Origin of the sequence: Microbulbifer aggregans, from assembly GCF_020524005.1 — a bacterium.
GTDB classification, from domain to species: domain Bacteria; phylum Pseudomonadota; class Gammaproteobacteria; order Pseudomonadales; family Cellvibrionaceae; genus Microbulbifer; species Microbulbifer aggregans_A.
Genome location: NZ_JAIVKK010000003.1, coordinates 180,511 through 199,782 on the forward strand (window position 1 = coordinate 180,511; position 19,272 = coordinate 199,782).

Here is a 19,272-nt window from a genome sequence, read left to right on the forward strand (position 1 = left end):
GCAAATTGATTTTCTCCCACGCCTATCCATCAACATGATTCGACAACTTTCAATTTGATTTCGAACTTACCCGAATCACTCTTCATACTAGTACCGCTAATATCTCTTTCCAGAGTGCCGCTCAAATAGCATTCCCTGTCACTTTTCTATGCCAGGCGCCAATACCGACATTAGGTATTTCTGACAGCTTATATAAAAACCGCCCCTTAGTCACAAAAGCACAAAAGTTAACTAAATGTATCTTTATTGGCATAAAAATCATTAAAACTAAAAAAAAAGAAATAATAATCCAAAAATTTTGAGGTTTGCGTCCAGACACTCGTTATTGGTTTGTTGGGCAGGGAGGTAGCCGTTGGGGCGGTTACCTTGAAGCAAATAAGAATAATTCATCGCTAAACCAATAACCGAGAGGATTTCTAGTGAAAAAGAACCTTTTATCCACAGCCATAGCTGCTGCGATTATCGTTCCCGCTTTGCCTGCTTTTGCGCAGGAAGATGCAGCCACAGTGGAAGAAGTTGTTGTTACCGGTTCGCGTCTGAGAACCAGTCAAACTCAGACCGCGGTCAGTCCGGTGACAGAAATCGATGCAGAGGACTTCACCCTTAACGGCGCCACTACAGTTGAAGATCTGGTCAACCAGTATCCGCAACTGGATATGAATTTTGATAATGTCTCAAACAACCCTTCTACCGGTTACGCCACCGCATCACTGCGTGGCCTCGGCGCTTCACGTACCCTGTCACTGGTGAATGGCCGACGCCTGCCAGGCGGCTATTTTGAAACTACTGACCTCTCCATCGTTCCCGCCGCCGCACTCAAACGCGCTGACGTATTGTCCGGTGGTGCATCCACGGTTTACGGTGCCGATGCCGTGGCCGGCGTGGTCAACTTTGTGCTGAACGACGAATTCGAAGGCACCAGCGTGAATGTCGGCTGGCAGGGCTTCCAGCACGACAACGACAACCTGTACATGCAGAACCTGATGGACGAAGCCGGGTATGATTACCCTACCGGCAGTGACATCGGTGGCGAAAGCTACAATCTCGATGTCATGTTTGGCACCGCATTTGCTGAAGGCAGAGGCCACGTCGTCGGTTGGACAACGTACCGCGAGAATGAAGCCCTGTTTCAGGGTGAGCGCGACTACTCCTCCTGCGCTTTGGGTCACAACGCAGCCGGGGAGTTCTGCGGCGGCTCGGGCACCGCGGATCCGGCCAACTTCTCCCTCGGCGCCGCCGACAGCTGGACTGACGCAGAAGCCTTAGCCTGGGCCGACAACGACGACAACGTCTGGTACAACTCCGATGGCAACGGCGGCTTCACACCAGGCACCAACCTGTACAATTACGCGCCGATCAACTACTACCAGCGCCCGGATGAGCGCTACACCGCCGGCGGTATGGTCAAGTTCGAAGTGAACGAGCACTTCACTCCGTATGCGGAAGCCATGTACCTACAGCGCACCAGCAGCGTGCAGATTGCAGAATCCGGCACCTTCGGCCTCGGCCTGGAGTTTGACTGTGACGACCCGATCATCGGTACCCTGTGTGAAGACACTGGAATCACGGCAGCGGGACACGACGACGTCACTGTCAGCCTGTGGAAACGTAACACAGAGGGTGGCCCGCGTTTCACAGAAAGAGAAACAACAACCTACCGCCTGACATTCGGCGGCAAGGGCGCCATCAACGACAGCTGGGAGTATGACGCCTCTTTCACCTATGGTGAAAGCAATGCCGACAGTAAAGGGACCAACGACTTCCTGTTCTCCCGTATCGAAGACGCCGTCAGGGGCTGCCCCGCAGGCTCCTTTGAAGGCTGCCTTCCCTACGATATCTGGAACGACAACATTACCTCAGAAGCCGCCAGCGCCATGGCCGGCGTCAGCAGCCAGAGCGTAGAAACCTCCAACACCACCCTTAACGCCTTCGCCTCTGGCGACCTCGGTTTCGGTCTTCCTTCCGCCAAGGGTGAAACCATTGGTGTGGTAGCCGGTTTCGAATACCGGGAAGATACCTTCGTACGTGTTTCCGATGAAAACTCGCTGGCGGGGAACTTCGCCGGTTCCGGCGGCGCGGACACCAACCTGGACGAAAGCATCGATGTGACCGAGGTATTCTTTGAGGCCTCCATTCCCTTCATCGTGAATGAAGGCGTGCTGGACAGCTTCGGCGCCGAACTGGGTTACCGCTACTCCGACTACAGCACCTCCGGCGGTGTCAGCACTTATAAAGTCGGCCTGGCTGCGCAGTTTGCCGAAAATTATCGAGTTCGCGGCGGCTGGAACCGCGCAATTCGCGCACCGGGGCTGAACGACCTGTACGAACCGTCCTACATGGCACTGTGGAGTGGCAGCGACCCCTGCGCGGGAGCGGATCCTGAGTTCACTGAAGCGCAATGTGCCCTTACCGGCGTACCCGGGGCACTGTACGGCAGTGTTCCAGAGAACCCCGCTGGCCAGTACAACCAGTACACCGGTGGTAACGCAGAACTGGTTCCGGAAGAAGCCAATACCTACACCCTCGGCTTGGCTGCCACACCAACCGAAAACCTGGAGCTGGCCGTCGACTATTTCAATATCGAAATTGAAGATGCAATCTCCACTATCGGTGCTTCCACCAAGCTCACCGCCTGCGCCGAGAACGGAATCTTCTGTAACGACATCCAGCGTCTGCCCAACGGCGCCTTGTGGCAGGGACAAACAGTCGACAACGCCGGTCTGGTGTTCAACCAAATCGGTAACAACGGCATTCTCCAACGGGAAGGGTTCGACCTGAGCGGTAGCTATATCTTCGGTCTGGCCGATGGCGAAGTGAAAACTTCCATCGTCAGCACTTACATGCTGAAGCACTACAACGAGCCGATCCCGGGCGACAGCGAATCCGCGTATGACTGTGCCGGCGAGATCAATGTCGCCTGTCCTATGGCTACGCCGGAATGGCGCCATGTTGTCAGCAGCCGCTACAGCGCCGACAACTGGAGCGTAGGTATGCGCTGGCGCCTTATCGGTGCAAGTGACTTTGTGCACCAGCTCACTGGCGAACCACTGGGCCGAACGACTGACCCCTTCCTGTCCAGTGGCGGCCGCGGTGTGGAAGCCTACAGCTACGTAGACCTCTCCGCAGCCATCGAGCTGGGCCTCGGTACCTTGACCATGGGTGTCAACAACGTCTGGGACAAGGAGCCGCCACTGGTTAGCAGGAACTTGACGCACAACGGCAACGCCCTGCAAGGTTACGACCAGTCTGGTCGCTACCTGTTCACCAGCTTTACCGCCAACTTCTGATTATCTGAATAATAAGATAACCATTCCATTGAGCGGCGGGCCAAAAGCCCGTCGCTTTTTTATTCTGCTCAGCAAGTACTTTGTTTCCATTCTTGTCGCAAAATATTAAATACGGAATTTCAACTGCCCTGAGCCGCAGGCTGCATATCAAATGCAACTGTCAAACGCGGCAATTTGTCAGTAAATGGTACAGTGCCATGCCATACAAAAGAGGGGAAAAGTGCCAGATGCCCGGGTACTGGCTTTATCACCCGACGCGGAGGTAATTCGAGACCCAAGGATTCCAACGGAGCGCCAAACTGTATCCAGCCAGCATGATTTTCATTTCCCACACACAGAGCCTCAGGTAACGACACATAAAAAGCAGAGCTCATCCAACCCTGGTTGTGAATATGATTGGAGTGACGACCTGCGGAAGCGAGCTGTACGGACCACGAGCCGACTTGACGCACGCTGTTCAGGTTGCGCGACAAAAAAGGATGCTTTTCATCTTGTGGCAGTGTAGCCAGCCATTTATCCACGGCTGACTTTAACGCGAGCCACAATTCATCGAGCACAGGGTCATTGCGGCCAAATAATCGGCCGGCCGTCTGAGATCCTCCACGCACGCTCTGGTTGACAGGTTCTCCCGATACAGAGTGCATCAATTCCAGTTTTTTCTGAAGCGCACCGAACCTGCCGTCGCAGTCTGAACAGACTGATGGAGGCAATATCTCGGTGTAGCCAATCAAGTTTTCGTAGTCGAACAGCCAATATTCTCGCGCATCATTTTGCAGTCGCCAGATCAGTCCGAGATTAGCCCATGATTCCTGGTTTCCAGGCGCCAGTTCCACCGCACGGCTGGCACAGTCACTTGCCAGATCAATATCCTTCCGGCGAAATGCATGCCTTGTATAGGCGTTGAGGAACTCGGTGTTACGGTTCCATTTCGGCGCTATACCAGCATACAGGCGGGATGCCTGATCGACCTCCCCGGTCTTCTCAAGCGCCTCAGCAAAATACCAGGCAAGCACCGGGTTATCCGGTTCAAGTCGACGCAGCGGATATACGACCGCGAGTACTTCTTCTGCACGATTGACGGACAACAACATACGCGCAAACCGCATGTGCAACCCGGTATTTCCCGGCTGCTGCTCTACCGCGAGCCGGAACTTGTCAAAAGGATCTTCCTCTGGAGAAAGACGCCTGCGGTTTTCCCACAAAATATTCGCCAGTGTTTCCTGGCCAGCAACAAAATCGGGATGTTCATTTACCAGTTTGCGGGCTCCGTTGAGCGCTGCGTCCAGCCTACCTGCATCCTGCAAGGTACCATTGACCGCATTCCTAAGTGCCAGAGTATCCATCCCCAGAAGCTTGGCTTTTTCAAATGCGGATAATGCACCCTCAATATCCCCCCCGAGACGCAGGGCCATCCCGAGCTCTGCCCACGCGAAAGCCGGCTCCGGTGCTATTGTTACCGCCCGACGCAAGCAATCGATGGAAGCGTCAAACTTTTGCCTCGATCGGAACAGTTTCCCCTGTTTAATCAGGAATGTGGCGAAATTTTTCCGAACCGTCGCGTTTCCGGGCACCAGTGACAGTGCACGCTCGAATGCGAAACGTGCCTCTTCGGGAAAGCCCCGCTCCCCCAGACACATTCCCAACAGCTGTTGAGTATCTGCCGCACCTGGCAACTCCCTTGCCAGGGTATGTGCGATATCAAAGGCCGCTTCCAATTTTCCGGCCATCAGAAGTTGCATTGCCGCTTGATAGCGACTTGCCTGTACCTGTGAAAGTACTTGATTCACGCTCTTGACTCCTCTCTGGATTCCCGGGACTCATAAATCAGGCCTTTCGCGATACCTCCTCGGCCAAGGTAGAATGCGCCGCTCCTATGCTACTGCTGATATAACAAGCAGCGTGTTTTTAAAAACGCAGGGAATCCGGACATTACTTACAGGCAATCTATGTGCCAGCCAATTTGTCCCCGCTTGATGTGACTCCCAAGGACACCAACGTTCCCCTGCGCACAGGCGCTACACTCTCGCTTGGGACATTTGTCAGCCATTCTGCAACTACACTTCCGGACTTTTGAGATCAAATGGACACACTGACCGCTTTCCTGACCTTACTCTTCGTCATGGACCCACTGGGTAACATCCCGGTGTTCCTTGCCGCACTGAAAAACGTGCCCCCGAAACGCCAGCTTTACGTGATTATGCGGGAACTGATCTTTGCGCTGATCGTACTGCTTGTCTTCCTGTATGGCGGCCGCTTTGTGTTGGCCTGGCTGGGATTGTCACAGGAGGCGATTCGAATTGCTGGGGCAATCATCCTGTTTTTGATCGCGATTCGCATGGTGTTCCCGGTTGAGGGGGGAATCATGGGTGAGCGATTAGAGGGTGAGCCATTTTTCGTTCCCCTGGCAGTACCGCTGGTCGCGGGCCCATCTACCATGGCGATCTTGATGCTGATGACGAACAGCGAAGGAGAGCAGTTGTGGAATTGGACCTTGGCGCTATTGGGAGCCTGGGGGGTTTCCGCGGTCATTCTGCTGGCTTCATCGCCACTGGCGCGCCTACTGGGTAACCGCGGGCTGATTGCTGTCGAACGACTGATGGGAATGGTACTCGTAATGCTCGCCGTTCAACTTTTCCTTGATGGCATCAAGCAAAGCCTGGCCTGACCCTTATTGAAATCACTTTAGGATTCGTGGGGCTGAAACGGGGCCCCACGAGCCAACCTGACTACCCTCAGCGATTTGACTTCATTTAATCGCACAAATCTTACTCTTCCGCTGCCAGGATGATGTCTGGTACGAGTGCGCCTCCCTGCTCGGACATCAATTCGTTCAGATTTCAACCAATGCGACGAATTACGGATAATTTGTCACTTTAGTTACACCCATCCTAATTTTTTATTAAAAACAACAATAATTTAATATTTCGAGGTACTTTTAACGTGTTATCGACCGGCAGGGAGAATGTTTTTCAGACAGACTGTATGAAATTCGGACTTCCAAGATTGGAAACCATGAGTGAACGAATGTCAGTTAAGTTCCATTAAATATTTTGATCCTTTAAAGTCACGCCGCACTTAAATTACAACAAACAGATAAACGAGCATTAAGTGCCCTAAGTACAAAAAGGATGCATTATGATCAAGTCCAAGTTGAGTATCGCAATCGCAGCGTTCAGCGCCGCAGCGGCTACCGGTGTTTCCGCACAAGAAGCGGTACCAGGCCCAACCGTTGAAGAAGTCATCGTTACCGGTTCCCGTATCGCACGTGATCCGCTGTCCACTACTGGCCCAATCACCATCGTTGATTCCGAGGCAATCAGCCGCTCCGGTGTTGGTACTATCGACGAGCTGCTGAACCAGCTGCCGTCCATGGGTACTACCGGCATCAACGCCAACGATAACAATGGCGGTCAGGGTCTGGCATTCGTCGACCTGCGTAACCTGGGCTCCGCCCGTACCTTGGTGCTGGTAAACGGCCGTCGCTTTGTATCTTCTGCATCAGGCGTAAGCTCCGCGGTAGATATGAACAATATTCCGGTCGATATGATCGATCGAATTGAAGTTCTCACCGATGGCGCGTCTGCTGTATACGGCTCCGACGCGGTTGCCGGCGTTATCAACGTGGTCATGAAAGACTCCTTTGAAGGTGTTCGTATCAACGCCCGTACCGGTGTAACCACCGAAGGCGGCGGCGAGAATGGCGAAATCGCTTTCACTTTTGGTAGCGAAGGTGAGCGCGGCAGCTTCGTTGCCAATATCAGCCACAGCCAGCGCGATGAAATCACCTACAACGATCGCGATTGGGCTGGTCTCACCAGTTCCATGTCTCCGAACGGCAATATCCTGACTAATTACGGTAACTTCAGCATTCAGGATGATGGCGTAACACTGGGCGACTATGCCGGTTACGATATCGGCCAGCACATGTGGCTGTCCGGCTCTATGGAGCGCACCTCCATCACGGCGTCTGGCAAATACTCCATTACCGATAGCGTAGAAGCCTTCGGTGAAGCGAGCTTCACCACCAAGACGACCAACCAGCAGCTGGCAGCTCAGCCGATGTACGCTGGTAACGGCTTCAATCTGGACGCAGAAAAACACCTGCCGGCAGAAATTCAAGCACAGCTGCAGACTGCATGGCAGGAGGCTTACGATAAGTGGGTCGAAAATGGCAGCAACCCAGACGATAAAGATTACCCTTACCCGGGTGATACCTGGGCTTACGGTATCGGCGAAGATGGCGTTGACGGGTTCACCGATCTGCGTATCCGCCCGGTAGCCGGCGGCACTCGTGACTCCGAACAGCAAACTGATACCTACCGACTGCTCGGCGGCCTGCGCGGCGACCTGGCTAACGGTTGGAGCTGGGATGCGTTCGCTAGTTACGGTAAAAACAAGGGCGAAAACGTTACTGCAAACTCCTACAACAAAACTAAGTTGAATGAGATTTTCAGTGGCGAAGCTGGCCTGGATTATGACTTTGCCGGTGGCATGAGCCCGGAAATCATCCAGTACTTCAGCTACGACGACCGCGAAGACAATGAGTACGAACTGCTCAACCTCGGCGCGACACTGTCCGGTGATATCACAGCGGTACAGTTCCAGGGCGGCGAACTCGGCTTCGCAGCTGGCGTTGAATACCGTGAAGAATCCGGTGAGTTCAACCCTTCCCCGGAAACTCAAAGCGGTGCAACCTTCGGTAACCAGCAAGATGCTACCGGCGGCGAATACGACGTTGCAGAAGTGTTTGCAGAATTCAACCTGCCGATTCTGTCAGGTGTGAAAGGTGCAGAAGAGCTGACTGCTGACCTGGCTGTACGCTATTCCGACTTCAGTACTTTCGGCGGCGAAAGCACTGGCAAGTTCGGTATGGTTTACGCGCCGATCGAAGATCTGCGTTTCCGGACCAGCCTCTCTACTTCTTTCCGCGCACCGGGCATCTATGAGCTTTACAGCGGTTCAGCCCAGAGCTACGAAACCCTGACCGACCCCTGCAGCACCGGTACCAGCAACCCGTCAGGCAGAGGCGACAACTGTAGCGAAGTCAGCGCTGCTTTCGAACAGGCAGGTAACCAGATCCCGACCAATATCGGCGGTAACCAGGACCTGAAACCGGAAGAAGCGGAAACCTTTACCTTTGGTGTGGTCTGGACTCCGAGCTTCGTAGACGACATGTCCATCACCCTGGACTACTACGACATTAAAGTAGAGAACGCGATCACCTCACCGGATCTGCAGCGTATTCTGGATGACTGCTACCGCGACGGCAGCGCGACGGCCTGTTCTTTCGTATCCCGTGGTAACAGCGGCCAGATCGAAAGACTGGAAGGCGCGAAGATGAACATCGGTCAGATCGACACTCGCGGTGTGGACATCGATATCACTCAGAACTACTACTTCGACGCCGGCCGTCTGGCTCTGCGTGCTCAGGCAACTCGTATGCTCGAGTACACCGAATACAACGAACAGACCGACACCGAATCCGACTACCTCGGCGAGATCGGTATCACTGGCGGTATGTACGTGGACTGGCGCGGTCTGGCGAGCGCCATGTGGTACGGAAATGACTGGGAAGTTGGTGTTGAAGCTCAGTACTTCGACGGCGGCGTAAGCTCCTCACCGTACTCTGTCGACATCGACAGCATGACCTACCTGAACCTGCGCGGTGGCTGGGATGTAAACAGCTCCCTGCGTCTGTCCGCTGGTCTGGACAACGTAACCAATGAGGAGCCGCAAGACACCTCCGGTTACGGTGACTGGAACAGCTTCTACGACTTCCAGGGTCGTTACGTTTGGGCTGGAGCTTCCTACCAGTTCTAAGTTGATTCGCAATCAACAGATGAAAGGGGGCCTTATGGCCCCCTTTTTTTGTGGATAAGTCCAGAATTACTTTCAATCAACAAGGCCAAGTGGGTCTATCCAGGTACACAACTCGAGTTGCATGGCACTCTGGTGGGTTTTCTAGCCATTTGTGACCGTTTCCACCTGCATACAGCAGAATTTTGCGGGGTTTTCATCGCTTTTCCCCCCATTTCATCTCTGCAAATGCCACATTTACCACTATTCCTGTCGTAAGGTGCAGCCTTTGGCAGGTTCATAGCCTGTTTCACCTGTAACCATTCGCCTGATTTAATGTCCGCTGTTAAACTCGGGTACGTTTTACTTATTAAAGCTATAACAACTGGAACCACTGATATGTCGTCAAATACGCATCAGAATAGTGCCGGCTTTTTCGGCCATCCAAAGGGGCTCTCTACCCTCTTCTTTACGGAAATGTGGGAGCGCATGAGTTACTACGGTATGCGCGCCCTACTGGTCCTCTTCATGACTGCAAGCCTGCAGCAGGAAGGGCTGGCGTTTACTGTTGCCGCGTCAACCGCCATCTACGGCCTCTACACTGGTGCGGTCTACTTCCTCGGCCTGCCCGGTGGCTGGATTGCCGACCGACTGTTAGGCGGGCAGAAGACCGTGTGGTACGGCGGCATCATCATTATGTGCGGCCATATCGTGCTGGCCATTCCGAGCGACAGCACGTTCTTTGTCGGCCTGATGCTGGTTGCGTCTGGCACCGGCCTGCTGAAGCCGAATATCAGCGCCCTTGTGGGTCACCTGTACGCTTCCGACGATGTCCGTCGTGACAGTGGCTATGCCCTCTACTACATGGGCATCAACATCGGCTCAGTACTCGGTTATTTCATCTGCGGTTACTTTGGTGAAAATATTGGCTGGCACTGGGGCTTCGGCGCCGCCGCCGTTGGTATGGCCGTGGGCCTGATCCAGTACCGCCTGACTCTGGCAAACCTGGGCGATGCCAGCCTCAACCCAGAAAACCCCCTTTCACCACAGGGCGCCAAACGTGCCTGGCAGGTGATTGGCGCAACCGTTGTCTTGGTTGCCATCGTGGCCGCCCTGGCTCTGAGCGGTAAAATCACCATCAACCCGGTGACCATTGCCCAGTACGTAGCGATTGTCTTTACCCTGACCTTCTTTGCCTACTACGGCTTTATCTACTTCACTGGAAACCTGACCGGCGTAGAAAAGAAACGCATGTGGGCTCTGTTCCTCGTGTGTCTGGCTTCAGCCTGTTTCTGGTCTGGTTTCGAGCAGGCGGGCTCTTCCCTGAACCTGTTCGGCCGTGACTACACCGAGCGCCTGATTGGCAGCTTCGAGATGCCCGCGTCCTGGTTCCAGAGCGCCAACGCCCTGTTCATCATCATCCTGTCCCCCTTCTTCGCTGCTCTTTGGATCAATCTTGCCAAGCGCATGATCACTCCCTCCTACAGCATGAAGTGTGCGATTGGCCTGATCATCATGGCGAGCGGCTTTATCGTGATGTTCTTCGCTGCCCAGTACGCTGCGCAGGGCCTGAAAGTGGCGCCTTACTGGCTGATCACCACCTACTTCCTGCACACTGTCGGCGAGCTTTGCCTGAGCCCGGTGGCCCTGAGTGCGGTGAGCAAGCTTTCTCCGCGCCGTTTTGCCGGCCAGATGATGGGCGTGTTTGTACTTACTTACTCCATTGGCAACATCATTTCCGGCCTGCTGGCGGGTAACTTCGACCCGGAGAATATCCAGGAACTGCCGAACCTTTACCTGCAGATCAGCCTCTTCAGCATCGGTATCGGTATCGTCCTGGTTCTGATTGGTATGAAATCCAAGATCTGGGAACAAGGCGCGGAAGACGATCATATCGAACCGGTTGAACCGGCCGAGGCGCCAGCCAAGACCGTTTAATCCGAGTATTTCTCCGATATGAAAAAGCCGCTGCGGGAGACCGTAGTGGCTTTTTTCGTTGTGAGGCGGCGGAGAACCTGTAGGAGCCTGCTTGCAGGCGAATCTCGCTGCAAGCATGATCGCCTGCAAGCAGGCTCCTACAAGCGCGGTTCAGCCGGTCAATATGGAATAGTTCTGCCAGATAAATCGCAAGCCGATCAAAAGTAGTAGTCCGGCAAAACAGTTCTTGAGCAGTTGCGGCGACAGTCTGTGGGCCAGTAGCGCCCCAAAACGGGCAAACAAGGCACTGGTCAGTACTATGCCCACAAAGGCCGGCCAGTAGATATAACCACTGCTCCATGCCGGCAGCTGAATGTTTCCCCAGCCCTGCACAGCGAAGCTCATAGCCCCCGCAACCGCAATGGGCAATCCACAGGCGGCGGATGTAGCCACCGCCCGCTGCATCACCACGTGGCAACGAGACAGGAAAGGTACCGTCAGTGAGCCCCCACCAATCCCGAAGATGGCCGACGCCCAGCCGATAAGCCCGCCAGCCAGGGACAGCCCCACCTTGCCAGGTACGCGACTGCCATCTGTGGATAACTCCACTTTACGCAGGCCGTCCAGCCACATTTTCAGTGCAATCCCGACCGCAAAAAAGCCAATCAGTAACTGTAACCAGGCACCGCTCAACCAGTCTGCGGTCATACCACCAAGCCAGGAACCGACAAGAATTCCCGGAGCCATGGCCGCGAAGATTTTCCAGTCCACTGCGCGTTTGCCGTGATGGGTACGAATAGAGCTGATGGAGGTAATGATGATCGTGGCCAATGAGGTTCCCACCGCCATGTGGGTGAGAATTTCCGGTGCGATCCCCTGAGCGGTAAATACCAGTACCAGTGCCGGTACAATGATCAGACCACCGCCAACACCGAACAGGCCCGCGATCGTTCCGGCACCAATACCGACAAGGAGGTAAATCAGTAAGACTTCCATTATTGTTCCCGCTCTTTTACTTCCGCCAAATTCAAGACAAAAAAAACGGTGGCCTATAGCCACCGTTCTTCACCGCCTGCAAGCAGGCTGGTTCAACCTGGAGGATTACTCCTCGCCGGTAGCCTCATCCGCTTCCGCCGCTGCGTCTGCGTTGGCTTCCTTGATGGACAGCTTGATACGGCCGCGCTGATCCACGTCCAGTACCTTCACTTTAACCATCTGGCCTTCGCTCAGGTAGTCGGAAACCGCGTTTACACGCTCTTCCGCGATCTGGGAGATGTGTACCAGACCGTCTTTACCCGGCAGGAAGTTTACGAACGCACCGAAGTCCACGATACGAACCACTTTACCTTCGTAGATCGCGCCGATCTCTGCTTCCGCAGTGATCTCTTCGATACGGGTAACTGCAGCTTCCAGGCTCTCACCGTCTTCGCCGAATACTTTTACAGTACCGTCGTCTTCGATATCGATGGAAGCGCCAGTCTCTTCGGTAATGGAGCGAATGGTTGCACCACCCTTGCCGATCACGTCGCGGATCTTGTCCGGATGGATCTTCAGGGTCGCGTAGCGCGGTGCATTCTCGTTTACAACTTCACGGGAAGCGCCGATCACCTTGTTCATTTCCGCCAGGATGTGCAGACGTGCGTGCAGCGCCTGTTCCAGAGCGGTTTCCATGATCTCTTCGGTGATACCTTCGATCTTGATGTCCATCTGCAGCGCGGTCACACCAGAAGCGGTACCGGCTACTTTGAAGTCCATATCGCCCAGGTGGTCTTCGTCACCCAGGATGTCGGTCAGAACCGCGAAGCCGTCGTCTTCTTTCACCAGGCCCATGGCGATACCGGCAACCGGTGCTTTCAGCGGTACACCCGCATCCATCAGCGCCAGGCTGGAACCACATACGGAAGCCATGGAGCTGGAACCGTTGGATTCGGTGATCTCGGAGACCACACGCAGGGTGTACGGGAACTCTTCCGGGTTCGGCAGTACGGCAGCGATACCGCGGCGGGCCAGACGGCCGTGGCCGATTTCGCGACGACCGGTAGCACCTACACGGCCCGCTTCACCTACAGAATAGGGAGGGAAGTTGTAGTGCAGCATAAAGTAGTCTTTACGCTCGCCTTCCAGCGCGTCGATGATCTGTGCATCGCGGGTTGCGCCCAGAGTGGAAACAACCAGAGCCTGGGTTTCACCGCGGGTGAACAGCGCAGAACCGTGACCTTTCGGCAGTACGCCAACTTCTACACTGATCGGGCGTACGGTCTTGGTGTCACGGCCGTCGATACGGGGCTCACCGCGAACCACAGCGCCGCGTACAGTTTTCTTCTCCAGCTTGCCGAAGTAGCTTTTTACAGTGCCTTCGTCCAGCTCTTCAGTAGCCAGGGCTTCCGCGGCTTCGCTGCGCAGTTCGCCCAGACGGGCGGTGCGCTGCTGCTTGTCGGTGATTTTGTAAGCTTCGGCAACTTTCTCGCCAAACTGTGCTTCCAGAGCAGACTTCAGCTCCTCGTTCACCGCTTCTGGCTGCCAGTCCCAGGTGGGCTTGCCCGCTTCGGCTTTCAGTTCTTCACAGACTTTAACAACCGACTGCATTTCCTGGTGGGCAAACAGCACCGCGCCCAGCATGATGTCTTCCGGCAGCTCGGCTGCTTCGGATTCAACCATCAGTACTGCGTCTTTGGTACCGGCTACAACCATGTCCAGCTCGGACTCTTTGAGTGCCGCGTAACCCGGGTTCAGGATATAGCCATCTTTCTCGGTGTAACCCACGCGTGCCGCGCCAATCGGGCCGCCGAAGGGGATGCCAGATACGGACAGTGCCGCAGAAGTACCGATCATGCCTGCGATATCCGGATCAACGTCTTTCTCTGCAGACAGTACGGTGATCATTACCTGGACTTCGTTCATGAAGCCATTGGGGAACAGCGGGCGGATCGGACGGTCGATCAGGCGGGAAGTCAGGGTTTCTTTCTCTGACGGGCGGCCTTCACGCTTGAAAAAACCACCGGGAATCTTGCCGGCCGCATAGGCCTTCTCTTGATAGTGCACGGACAGCGGAAAGAAGCTCTGATCAGGCTTCGCTTCCTTGGCACCGACAACGGTACACAACACCACGGTTTCGCCCATGGTGACCAGCGCTGCGCCGGTAGCCTGGCGCGCGATACGGCCGGTCTCGATGGTGACCTGCTGATTTCCGTACTGGAATGTTTTGGTTACTGGATTCACTAGTATCTTTCCTGTTTCCTTACGGCTGCTGGCCCATTCCAACAGCCCCTACAATGTTCGCCTGCAAGCAGGCTCCTACAGCTTACTAATTCACGTCGTAGGAGCCTGCTTGCAGGCGATTTTGCCGAGCTGAAGCCTTCGGTGGCTATATAGCCAGCTCAGCGCTCCCAGGGGGAAAACTTCTTGCCCCTGAAAATTCTGAATCTAGATAGAAGAATGCCCGCCAGATGGCGGGCATTCTCAGGGTCTTAGCGACGCAGGCCGAGCTTGGCGATCAGCTGTGCGTAACGGCTCAGATCCTTACGCTTCAGGTAGTCCAGCAGCTTACGACGCTGGTTTACCATGCGGATCAAACCACGACGGGAGTGGTGGTCTTGCTTGTGAGAAGCAAAGTGACCCTGAAGCTTGTTGATGTTGGCAGTCAGCAGGGCTACCTGAACTTCCGGAGAACCGGTATCACCTTCAGACTGGCCGTGCTCTTTCAGGATGGCTGCTTTTTCGTTTGCAGACAGTGCCATAACGAATTACCTCGTTCGTAACATGCTTTAAAGATTCGGCTGGCCCGTGCATGTTTACAGACCAGCTACTCGTTGTTTGCGGGTAACCCCGCGTTTGTAGCTCTTTCCGTCATACCCGCGTATGCCGGTATCCAGTTGGATTCCGTACCGGATCGAATCCGGCATGACAAAAACGTCCGGAATGACGTAAAAAAGAACAACTACTTAACCAACCGGCGGGGGGCGACCCGCCCGTCATCAGTAATTTCTCCAACGCCCAGAAATTCACCACTTTCCAGGAAGAGGCGCACCATATCACCTTCATCGCCCAAGCGATAGACCTGCAGATCCATAACGGGCTGCCCCTGACGCAGATAGTAACCGGTGTCATCATTGAGGATCATTTTCGGCAACCCGGACGCCGGAGAGTCCATTGGCAGCAGGTGGTGATCCAGCACTTCCGCCCGGTCTTCGCCGCGTTCTTCGGTCAATTCTTCCAGGGTAATGGCGTCCGCTTCCTCGTAGGGGCCAGCGGCACTACGGTGCAATTTTTCCACAAAGGCGCCGACACCCAGCGCTTTACCGAGATCTTCGGCAAGACTGCGCACATAGGTGCCTTTGGAACAATGCACTTCAATTTCTGCACGCGGGTTGGTGCCCGGTACAAAATTAAGGAGTTCGTAAGAATAGATTTCCACTTTCCGCGGCTCACGCTCTACTTCAATACCCTGGCGAGCCAACTTATACAGAGGCTGACCTTTGTGCTTGAGTGCCGAATACATGGAAGGCACCTGGCTGATGGTGCCACGAAATGCCGCCATGGCGTCACGCACTTGCTGCTCAGTAATGCCGGAAGCATCGCTGGTGGCGATGACATTGCCGTCCGCATCACCGCTCTCGGTGGTCATACCCAGGCAGAACGTACTGCGATAGCGCTTGTCGGCATCCAGCAGGTATTGGGAAAACTTTGTCGCCTCGCCGAAACAGATCGGCAACACGCCGGTAGCCAGCGGATCCAGCGCACCCGTGTGACCAGCGCGATTGGCGAAAAAGAGGCGTTTGGCTTTTTGCAGGGCATCATTGGCAGAGATCCCGGTGGGCTTGTTCAGCAACAGCACACCATCGACCTGCCGGCCCCATTTTGGTCTGCGGCCCATCAGTCGTCTTTGTCTTCGCTTTGGTCGTCGCTGTCGTGGGATTTGCTTTGATCCGCTTTTACTGCCTTGTCGATCAGCGCCGAGAGGTGCTGGCCGCGCACGGAAGTTTCGTCATAGCGGAACTGCAGTCGGGGAATGGTGCGGATCTGGATTTCCTTGGCGAGCTGGGTACGCAGGAAACCTGCGGCCTTGTTCAGCGCAGCCATGGAAATATCGATCTTGCTGCGATCATCTTCGCCAACCAGGGTGACGAAAACCTTGGCAACCGTCAGGTCCCGGCTCACTTCCACATCATTGACGTTGACCATGCCAACACGCGGATCGCGGACTTCGTGCTGGATCAACCGAGCCAGCTCACGACGCATGGCGTCGGCTACCCGGTCTGCACGGTGGAATTCTTTGGCCATTGTTTACCTATTGATAATGGCGGTTCGCCTGCGAGCAGACTCCTACGACGTACTCTGACGTACTCTGTAGGAGTCTGCTTGCAGGCGAACTGGCCCCCGGCCTACGCCGGGGTGACTTAGGATTAAAGCTCGCGAGCTACCTTGACGATATCGTAGACCTCAATCTGGTCTCCCGGCTTGACGTCATTGTAGTCTTTAACGCCGATACCACACTCCATACCGTTGCGGACTTCCTGCACGTCGTCTTTGAAGCGACGCAGGGATTCCAGCTCGCCCTGATAGATCACGACGTTGTCGCGCAGTACACGGATCGGTTTGTTGCGGTACACGGTACCTTCGATGACCATACAGCCCGCGATCGCGCCGAACTTCGGAGAGCGGAACACATCGCGCACCTGGGCAATACCCACGATTTCTTCGCGAACTTCCGGATCCAGCATGCCGGACAGAGCCTGCTTCACTTCGTCCAGCAGGTTGTAGATCACGCTGTAGTAACGGATCTCTACGCTTTCGGTCTCTGCGAGCTTGCGTGCAGCCACGTCGGCACGGGTATTGAAGCCGATGATGATCGCACCGGAAGTCAGCGCCAGGTTCACATCGTTTTCTGCGATACCGCCAACACCGCTGGACACTACATTTACAGAAACTTCTTCGTTGCCGATATCCGCCAGCGAAGCGAGGATTGCCTCGAGAGAACCGCGCACGTCGGCTTTGACCACGACGGGCAGTACTTTCTTCTCGCCGGCTTCCATGTTGGCAAACATGTTTTCCAGCTTGGCCGCCTGCTGGCGCTGCATACGCTCAGTACGCTCTTTGTTTGCACGCTGCTCTGCAACTTCGCGCGCCTTGCGCTCGTCCGCAACAACCAGGAACTCGTCACCAGCATTCGGTGTGGAATCCAGGCCGAGCAGCTCCACCGGAGTGGACGGGCCAGCTTCCTTCACGGATTTGCCCAGTTCGTTGGTCATCGCACGCACACGGCCGTAACTCTGGCCTGCCAGCACGATATCACCGCGCTTGAGCTCACCACTCTGGACCAGCAGCGTGGCAACCACACCGCGGCCTTTTTCAAGGCGGGCTTCGATCACGACTCCACTTGCCGGTACGCCGACTTTCGCTTTCAGCTCCAGCATTTCAGACTGCAGGGAAACGGCTTCCAGCAGGTCGTCGATGCCCTGACCGGTGTGTGCAGAAACCTCGATAAACTGGGTATCACCGCCCCAGTCTTCCGGGATCACATCTTTTGCGGCCAGTTCGTTTTTAACACGATCCGGATCAGCCGCTTCTTTATCGCATTTGTTTATGGCCACAACCAGCGGGACTCCCGCTGCTTTGGCGTGGGCAACCGCTTCTTCAGTCTGCGGCATCACGCCATCATCAGCCGCCACAACCAGAATAACGACGTCGGTAGCCTGCGCGCCACGAGCACGCATAGCGGTAAACGCCGCGTGTCCAGGGGTATCCAGGAAGGCAATTTCGCCCTGGCTGGTTTTAACGCGGTAAGCACCGATGTGCTGGGTAATACCACCAGCTTCACCGGAAGCCACTTTGGTCTTACGGATGTAATCCAGCAGGGAGGTTTTACCGTGGTCAACGTGACCCATTACGGTTACTACCGGTGCACGGGATACCTCTTCGCCTTCGATATCCTGAGACTGCGCGACCAGTTTTTCTTCCAGCTCATTTTCAGAGCGCATTACCACTTTGTGGCCGAGCTCTTCAACGATCAGGGATGCAGTTTCGCGATCCAGGCTCTGGTTGATGGTAACCATTTCGCCCATTTTCATCAGGCGTTTGATCAGTTCGCCGGCCTTGATATTCAACTGCTTGGCAAGATCGCCGACGGTGATCGTCTCGCCCAGTTGCACTTCGTACACTTGCTTTCCTGTCGGCCGTTTAAAGCCGTGTGTGTTCTTGACCTTCACGGCCGCACGGGACAGCGAACGGGTGCTGCGCTTCTCGTCCTCATCGGAATCAAATGCTTCGAGCGCGGCATCGTAGAGTGAGGTCTTACTGGATTTCTTCGGACCGTTCTTACCGCGACGACTGCGACGCTTGCGCGGTTCATCGTCGTCACGTTCGGTCACTACGGCCTCTTCATGCTTGCGGCGCAGGGCGGTCGCAGGCTTGTCGGCCTCAGTAGTGGCTTTCTGCTTGGCAACTTCTGCCTGCTTTTTCTTTTCTTCTTCAACGCGCGCACGCTCAGCTTCTACGCGGGCTTTCTTTTCTTCCAGCTCGGCCGCTTCGCGCTCGTCTTCTTTCTTACGGCGCTCAATAGCGGCGAGGCGCATCGCTTCGATATCGTCAACATAGCTGGAACGAATGGGGGCAGGCTCAGGCTTGGCCTTCTCCTGAACTTTCTCAGGCTCCGGCTTGGCGACTTTCTTCGCCTCTTCCTCAGCTTTAACCGCGGCTTCTGCCTCAGCTTTTGCCTTGGCTTCCGCGTCAGCTTTTGCTTTGGCTTCAGCTTCAGCACGTGCCTTGGCTTCAGCTTCCGCAGCCTGTTGCTCTGCCTGGGCGCGCTCAGCTGCGGCCTTTTCTGCCGCGGCAAGCTCTTCTTCAGCCTGCTTCAGGGCGGTGGTGTCCGGCTCAGCCTGTTCGGCCTGTTCGGCCTCTTCGGCACGCTTGACGTAAGTGCGCTTCTTACGCACTTCCACATTCACGGTCTTACGGCCGGTGCCTGAACCGGTTTTCAACGTGGTTGTGGTTTTACGCTTGAGGGTAATCTTGCGGGGAGCGGCGCTCTCCTCATCCTTGTCGCTGCCGTGGCTGCTTTTCAGGAAGTTGAGCAAGACCTGCTTTTCTTCTGCGGACACTTTTGCATCTGCGGAAGTGTGGGGCAAACCCGCCTCCTGCATCTGCTTGAGCAGACGCTCTTCGGTGGCACCAACCGATTTGGCGAGTTCGCTAACTGTTACTTCGGCCATTCTCTCTCCTAAAAAGTCGCTTAGTAGCGGAGCAGCATCAGTTCATTTTGCTGCTCCGCCCTTCA

General features: G+C 55.2%; 11 protein-coding genes. 4 read left to right on the forward strand and 7 right to left on the reverse strand.

The window, feature by feature from the left end; translation table 11 throughout:
- Nucleotides 1–419 precede the first annotated feature (419 nt).
- Entirely contained in the window at nucleotides 420–3,287 is a 2,868-nt protein-coding gene (locus LC093_RS05815) for a TonB-dependent receptor domain-containing protein (RefSeq protein ID WP_226663144.1), read from the forward strand.
- A gap of 119 nt (nucleotides 3,288–3,406) precedes the next feature.
- Here the strand turns inward: LC093_RS05815 and LC093_RS05820 are convergent, their stop codons facing one another.
- A complete protein-coding gene (locus LC093_RS05820) occupies nucleotides 3,407–5,074 on the reverse strand; it encodes a putative 2OG-Fe(II) oxygenase (RefSeq protein WP_226663145.1) in 1,668 nt (555 codons plus the stop codon).
- A 293-nt stretch (nucleotides 5,075–5,367) separates the two neighbouring features.
- Here LC093_RS05820 and LC093_RS05825 point away from each other — a divergent pair, with 293 nt between their 5' ends.
- From LC093_RS05825 to LC093_RS05835, 3 genes are all read left to right on the forward strand, one after another.
- The gene (locus tag LC093_RS05825) at nucleotides 5,368–5,952 is read left to right on the forward strand and encodes a MarC family protein (RefSeq protein ID WP_226663146.1); all 585 of its coding nucleotides are present in this window, start codon (nucleotides 5,368–5,370) and stop codon (nucleotides 5,950–5,952) included.
- Between the two features lie 470 nt (nucleotides 5,953–6,422).
- Nucleotides 6,423–9,107, forward strand: a complete 2,685-nt coding sequence (locus LC093_RS05830; protein ID WP_226663150.1) for a TonB-dependent receptor plug domain-containing protein — start codon at nucleotides 6,423–6,425, stop codon at nucleotides 9,105–9,107.
- A 375-nt stretch (nucleotides 9,108–9,482) separates the two neighbouring features.
- Complete coding sequence (locus LC093_RS05835) at nucleotides 9,483–11,021, forward strand: peptide MFS transporter (protein WP_226663152.1); 1,539 nt, start codon at nucleotides 9,483–9,485, stop codon at nucleotides 11,019–11,021.
- Nucleotides 11,022–11,171: 150 nt separating this feature from the next.
- Here LC093_RS05835 and LC093_RS05840 read toward each other — a convergent pair whose 3' ends face one another.
- From LC093_RS05840 to infB, 6 genes are all read right to left on the reverse strand, one after another.
- Nucleotides 11,172–11,996, reverse strand: coding sequence for a sulfite exporter TauE/SafE family protein (locus tag LC093_RS05840; protein WP_226663154.1), 825 nt, complete (start codon nucleotides 11,994–11,996; stop codon nucleotides 11,172–11,174).
- Nucleotides 11,997–12,101: 105 nt separating this feature from the next.
- Nucleotides 12,102–14,219 (reverse strand): polyribonucleotide nucleotidyltransferase, encoded by a 2,118-nt coding sequence (pnp, locus tag LC093_RS05845; RefSeq protein WP_226663155.1) that lies wholly within the window; start codon nucleotides 14,217–14,219, stop codon nucleotides 12,102–12,104.
- A 248-nt stretch (nucleotides 14,220–14,467) separates the two neighbouring features.
- Nucleotides 14,468–14,737 (reverse strand): 30S ribosomal protein S15, encoded by a 270-nt coding sequence (gene rpsO / locus LC093_RS05850; RefSeq protein WP_161859315.1) that lies wholly within the window; start codon nucleotides 14,735–14,737, stop codon nucleotides 14,468–14,470.
- A 200-nt stretch (nucleotides 14,738–14,937) separates the two neighbouring features.
- A complete protein-coding gene (gene truB / locus LC093_RS05855; protein WP_226663156.1) occupies nucleotides 14,938–15,873 on the reverse strand; it encodes a tRNA pseudouridine(55) synthase TruB in 936 nt (311 codons plus the stop codon).
- The gene (gene rbfA, locus LC093_RS05860) at nucleotides 15,873–16,280 is read right to left on the reverse strand and encodes a 30S ribosome-binding factor RbfA (RefSeq protein ID WP_226663158.1); all 408 of its coding nucleotides are present in this window, start codon (nucleotides 16,278–16,280) and stop codon (nucleotides 15,873–15,875) included. The genes truB and rbfA overlap by 1 nt, the downstream gene beginning before the upstream one ends.
- 122 nt (nucleotides 16,281–16,402) lie before the next feature.
- The gene (gene infB, locus LC093_RS05865; protein WP_226663160.1) at nucleotides 16,403–19,207 is read right to left on the reverse strand and encodes a translation initiation factor IF-2; all 2,805 of its coding nucleotides are present in this window, start codon (nucleotides 19,205–19,207) and stop codon (nucleotides 16,403–16,405) included.
- Between the last annotated feature and the right edge of the window lie 65 nt (nucleotides 19,208–19,272).

Bases quoted from the DNA above. Each gene is read 5' to 3' on its own strand.
- rpsO (WP_161859315.1), bottom strand. From the start codon at position 14,737: ATGGCACTGTCTGCAAACGAAAAAGCAGCCATCCTGAAAGAGCACGGC.
- LC093_RS05835 (WP_226663152.1), top strand. From the start codon at position 9,483: ATGTCGTCAAATACGCATCAGAATAGTGCCGGCTTTTTCGGCCATCCA.
- truB (WP_226663156.1), bottom strand. From the start codon at position 15,873: ATGGGCCGCAGACCAAAATGGGGCCGGCAGGTCGATGGTGTGCTGTTG.
- infB (WP_226663160.1), bottom strand. From the start codon at position 19,207: ATGGCCGAAGTAACAGTTAGCGAACTCGCCAAATCGGTTGGTGCCACC.
- rbfA (WP_226663158.1), bottom strand. From the start codon at position 16,280: ATGGCCAAAGAATTCCACCGTGCAGACCGGGTAGCCGACGCCATGCGT.
- LC093_RS05840 (WP_226663154.1), bottom strand. From the start codon at position 11,996: ATGGAAGTCTTACTGATTTACCTCCTTGTCGGTATTGGTGCCGGAACG.
- LC093_RS05825 (WP_226663146.1), top strand. From the start codon at position 5,368: ATGGACACACTGACCGCTTTCCTGACCTTACTCTTCGTCATGGACCCA.
- LC093_RS05830 (WP_226663150.1), top strand. From the start codon at position 6,423: ATGATCAAGTCCAAGTTGAGTATCGCAATCGCAGCGTTCAGCGCCGCA.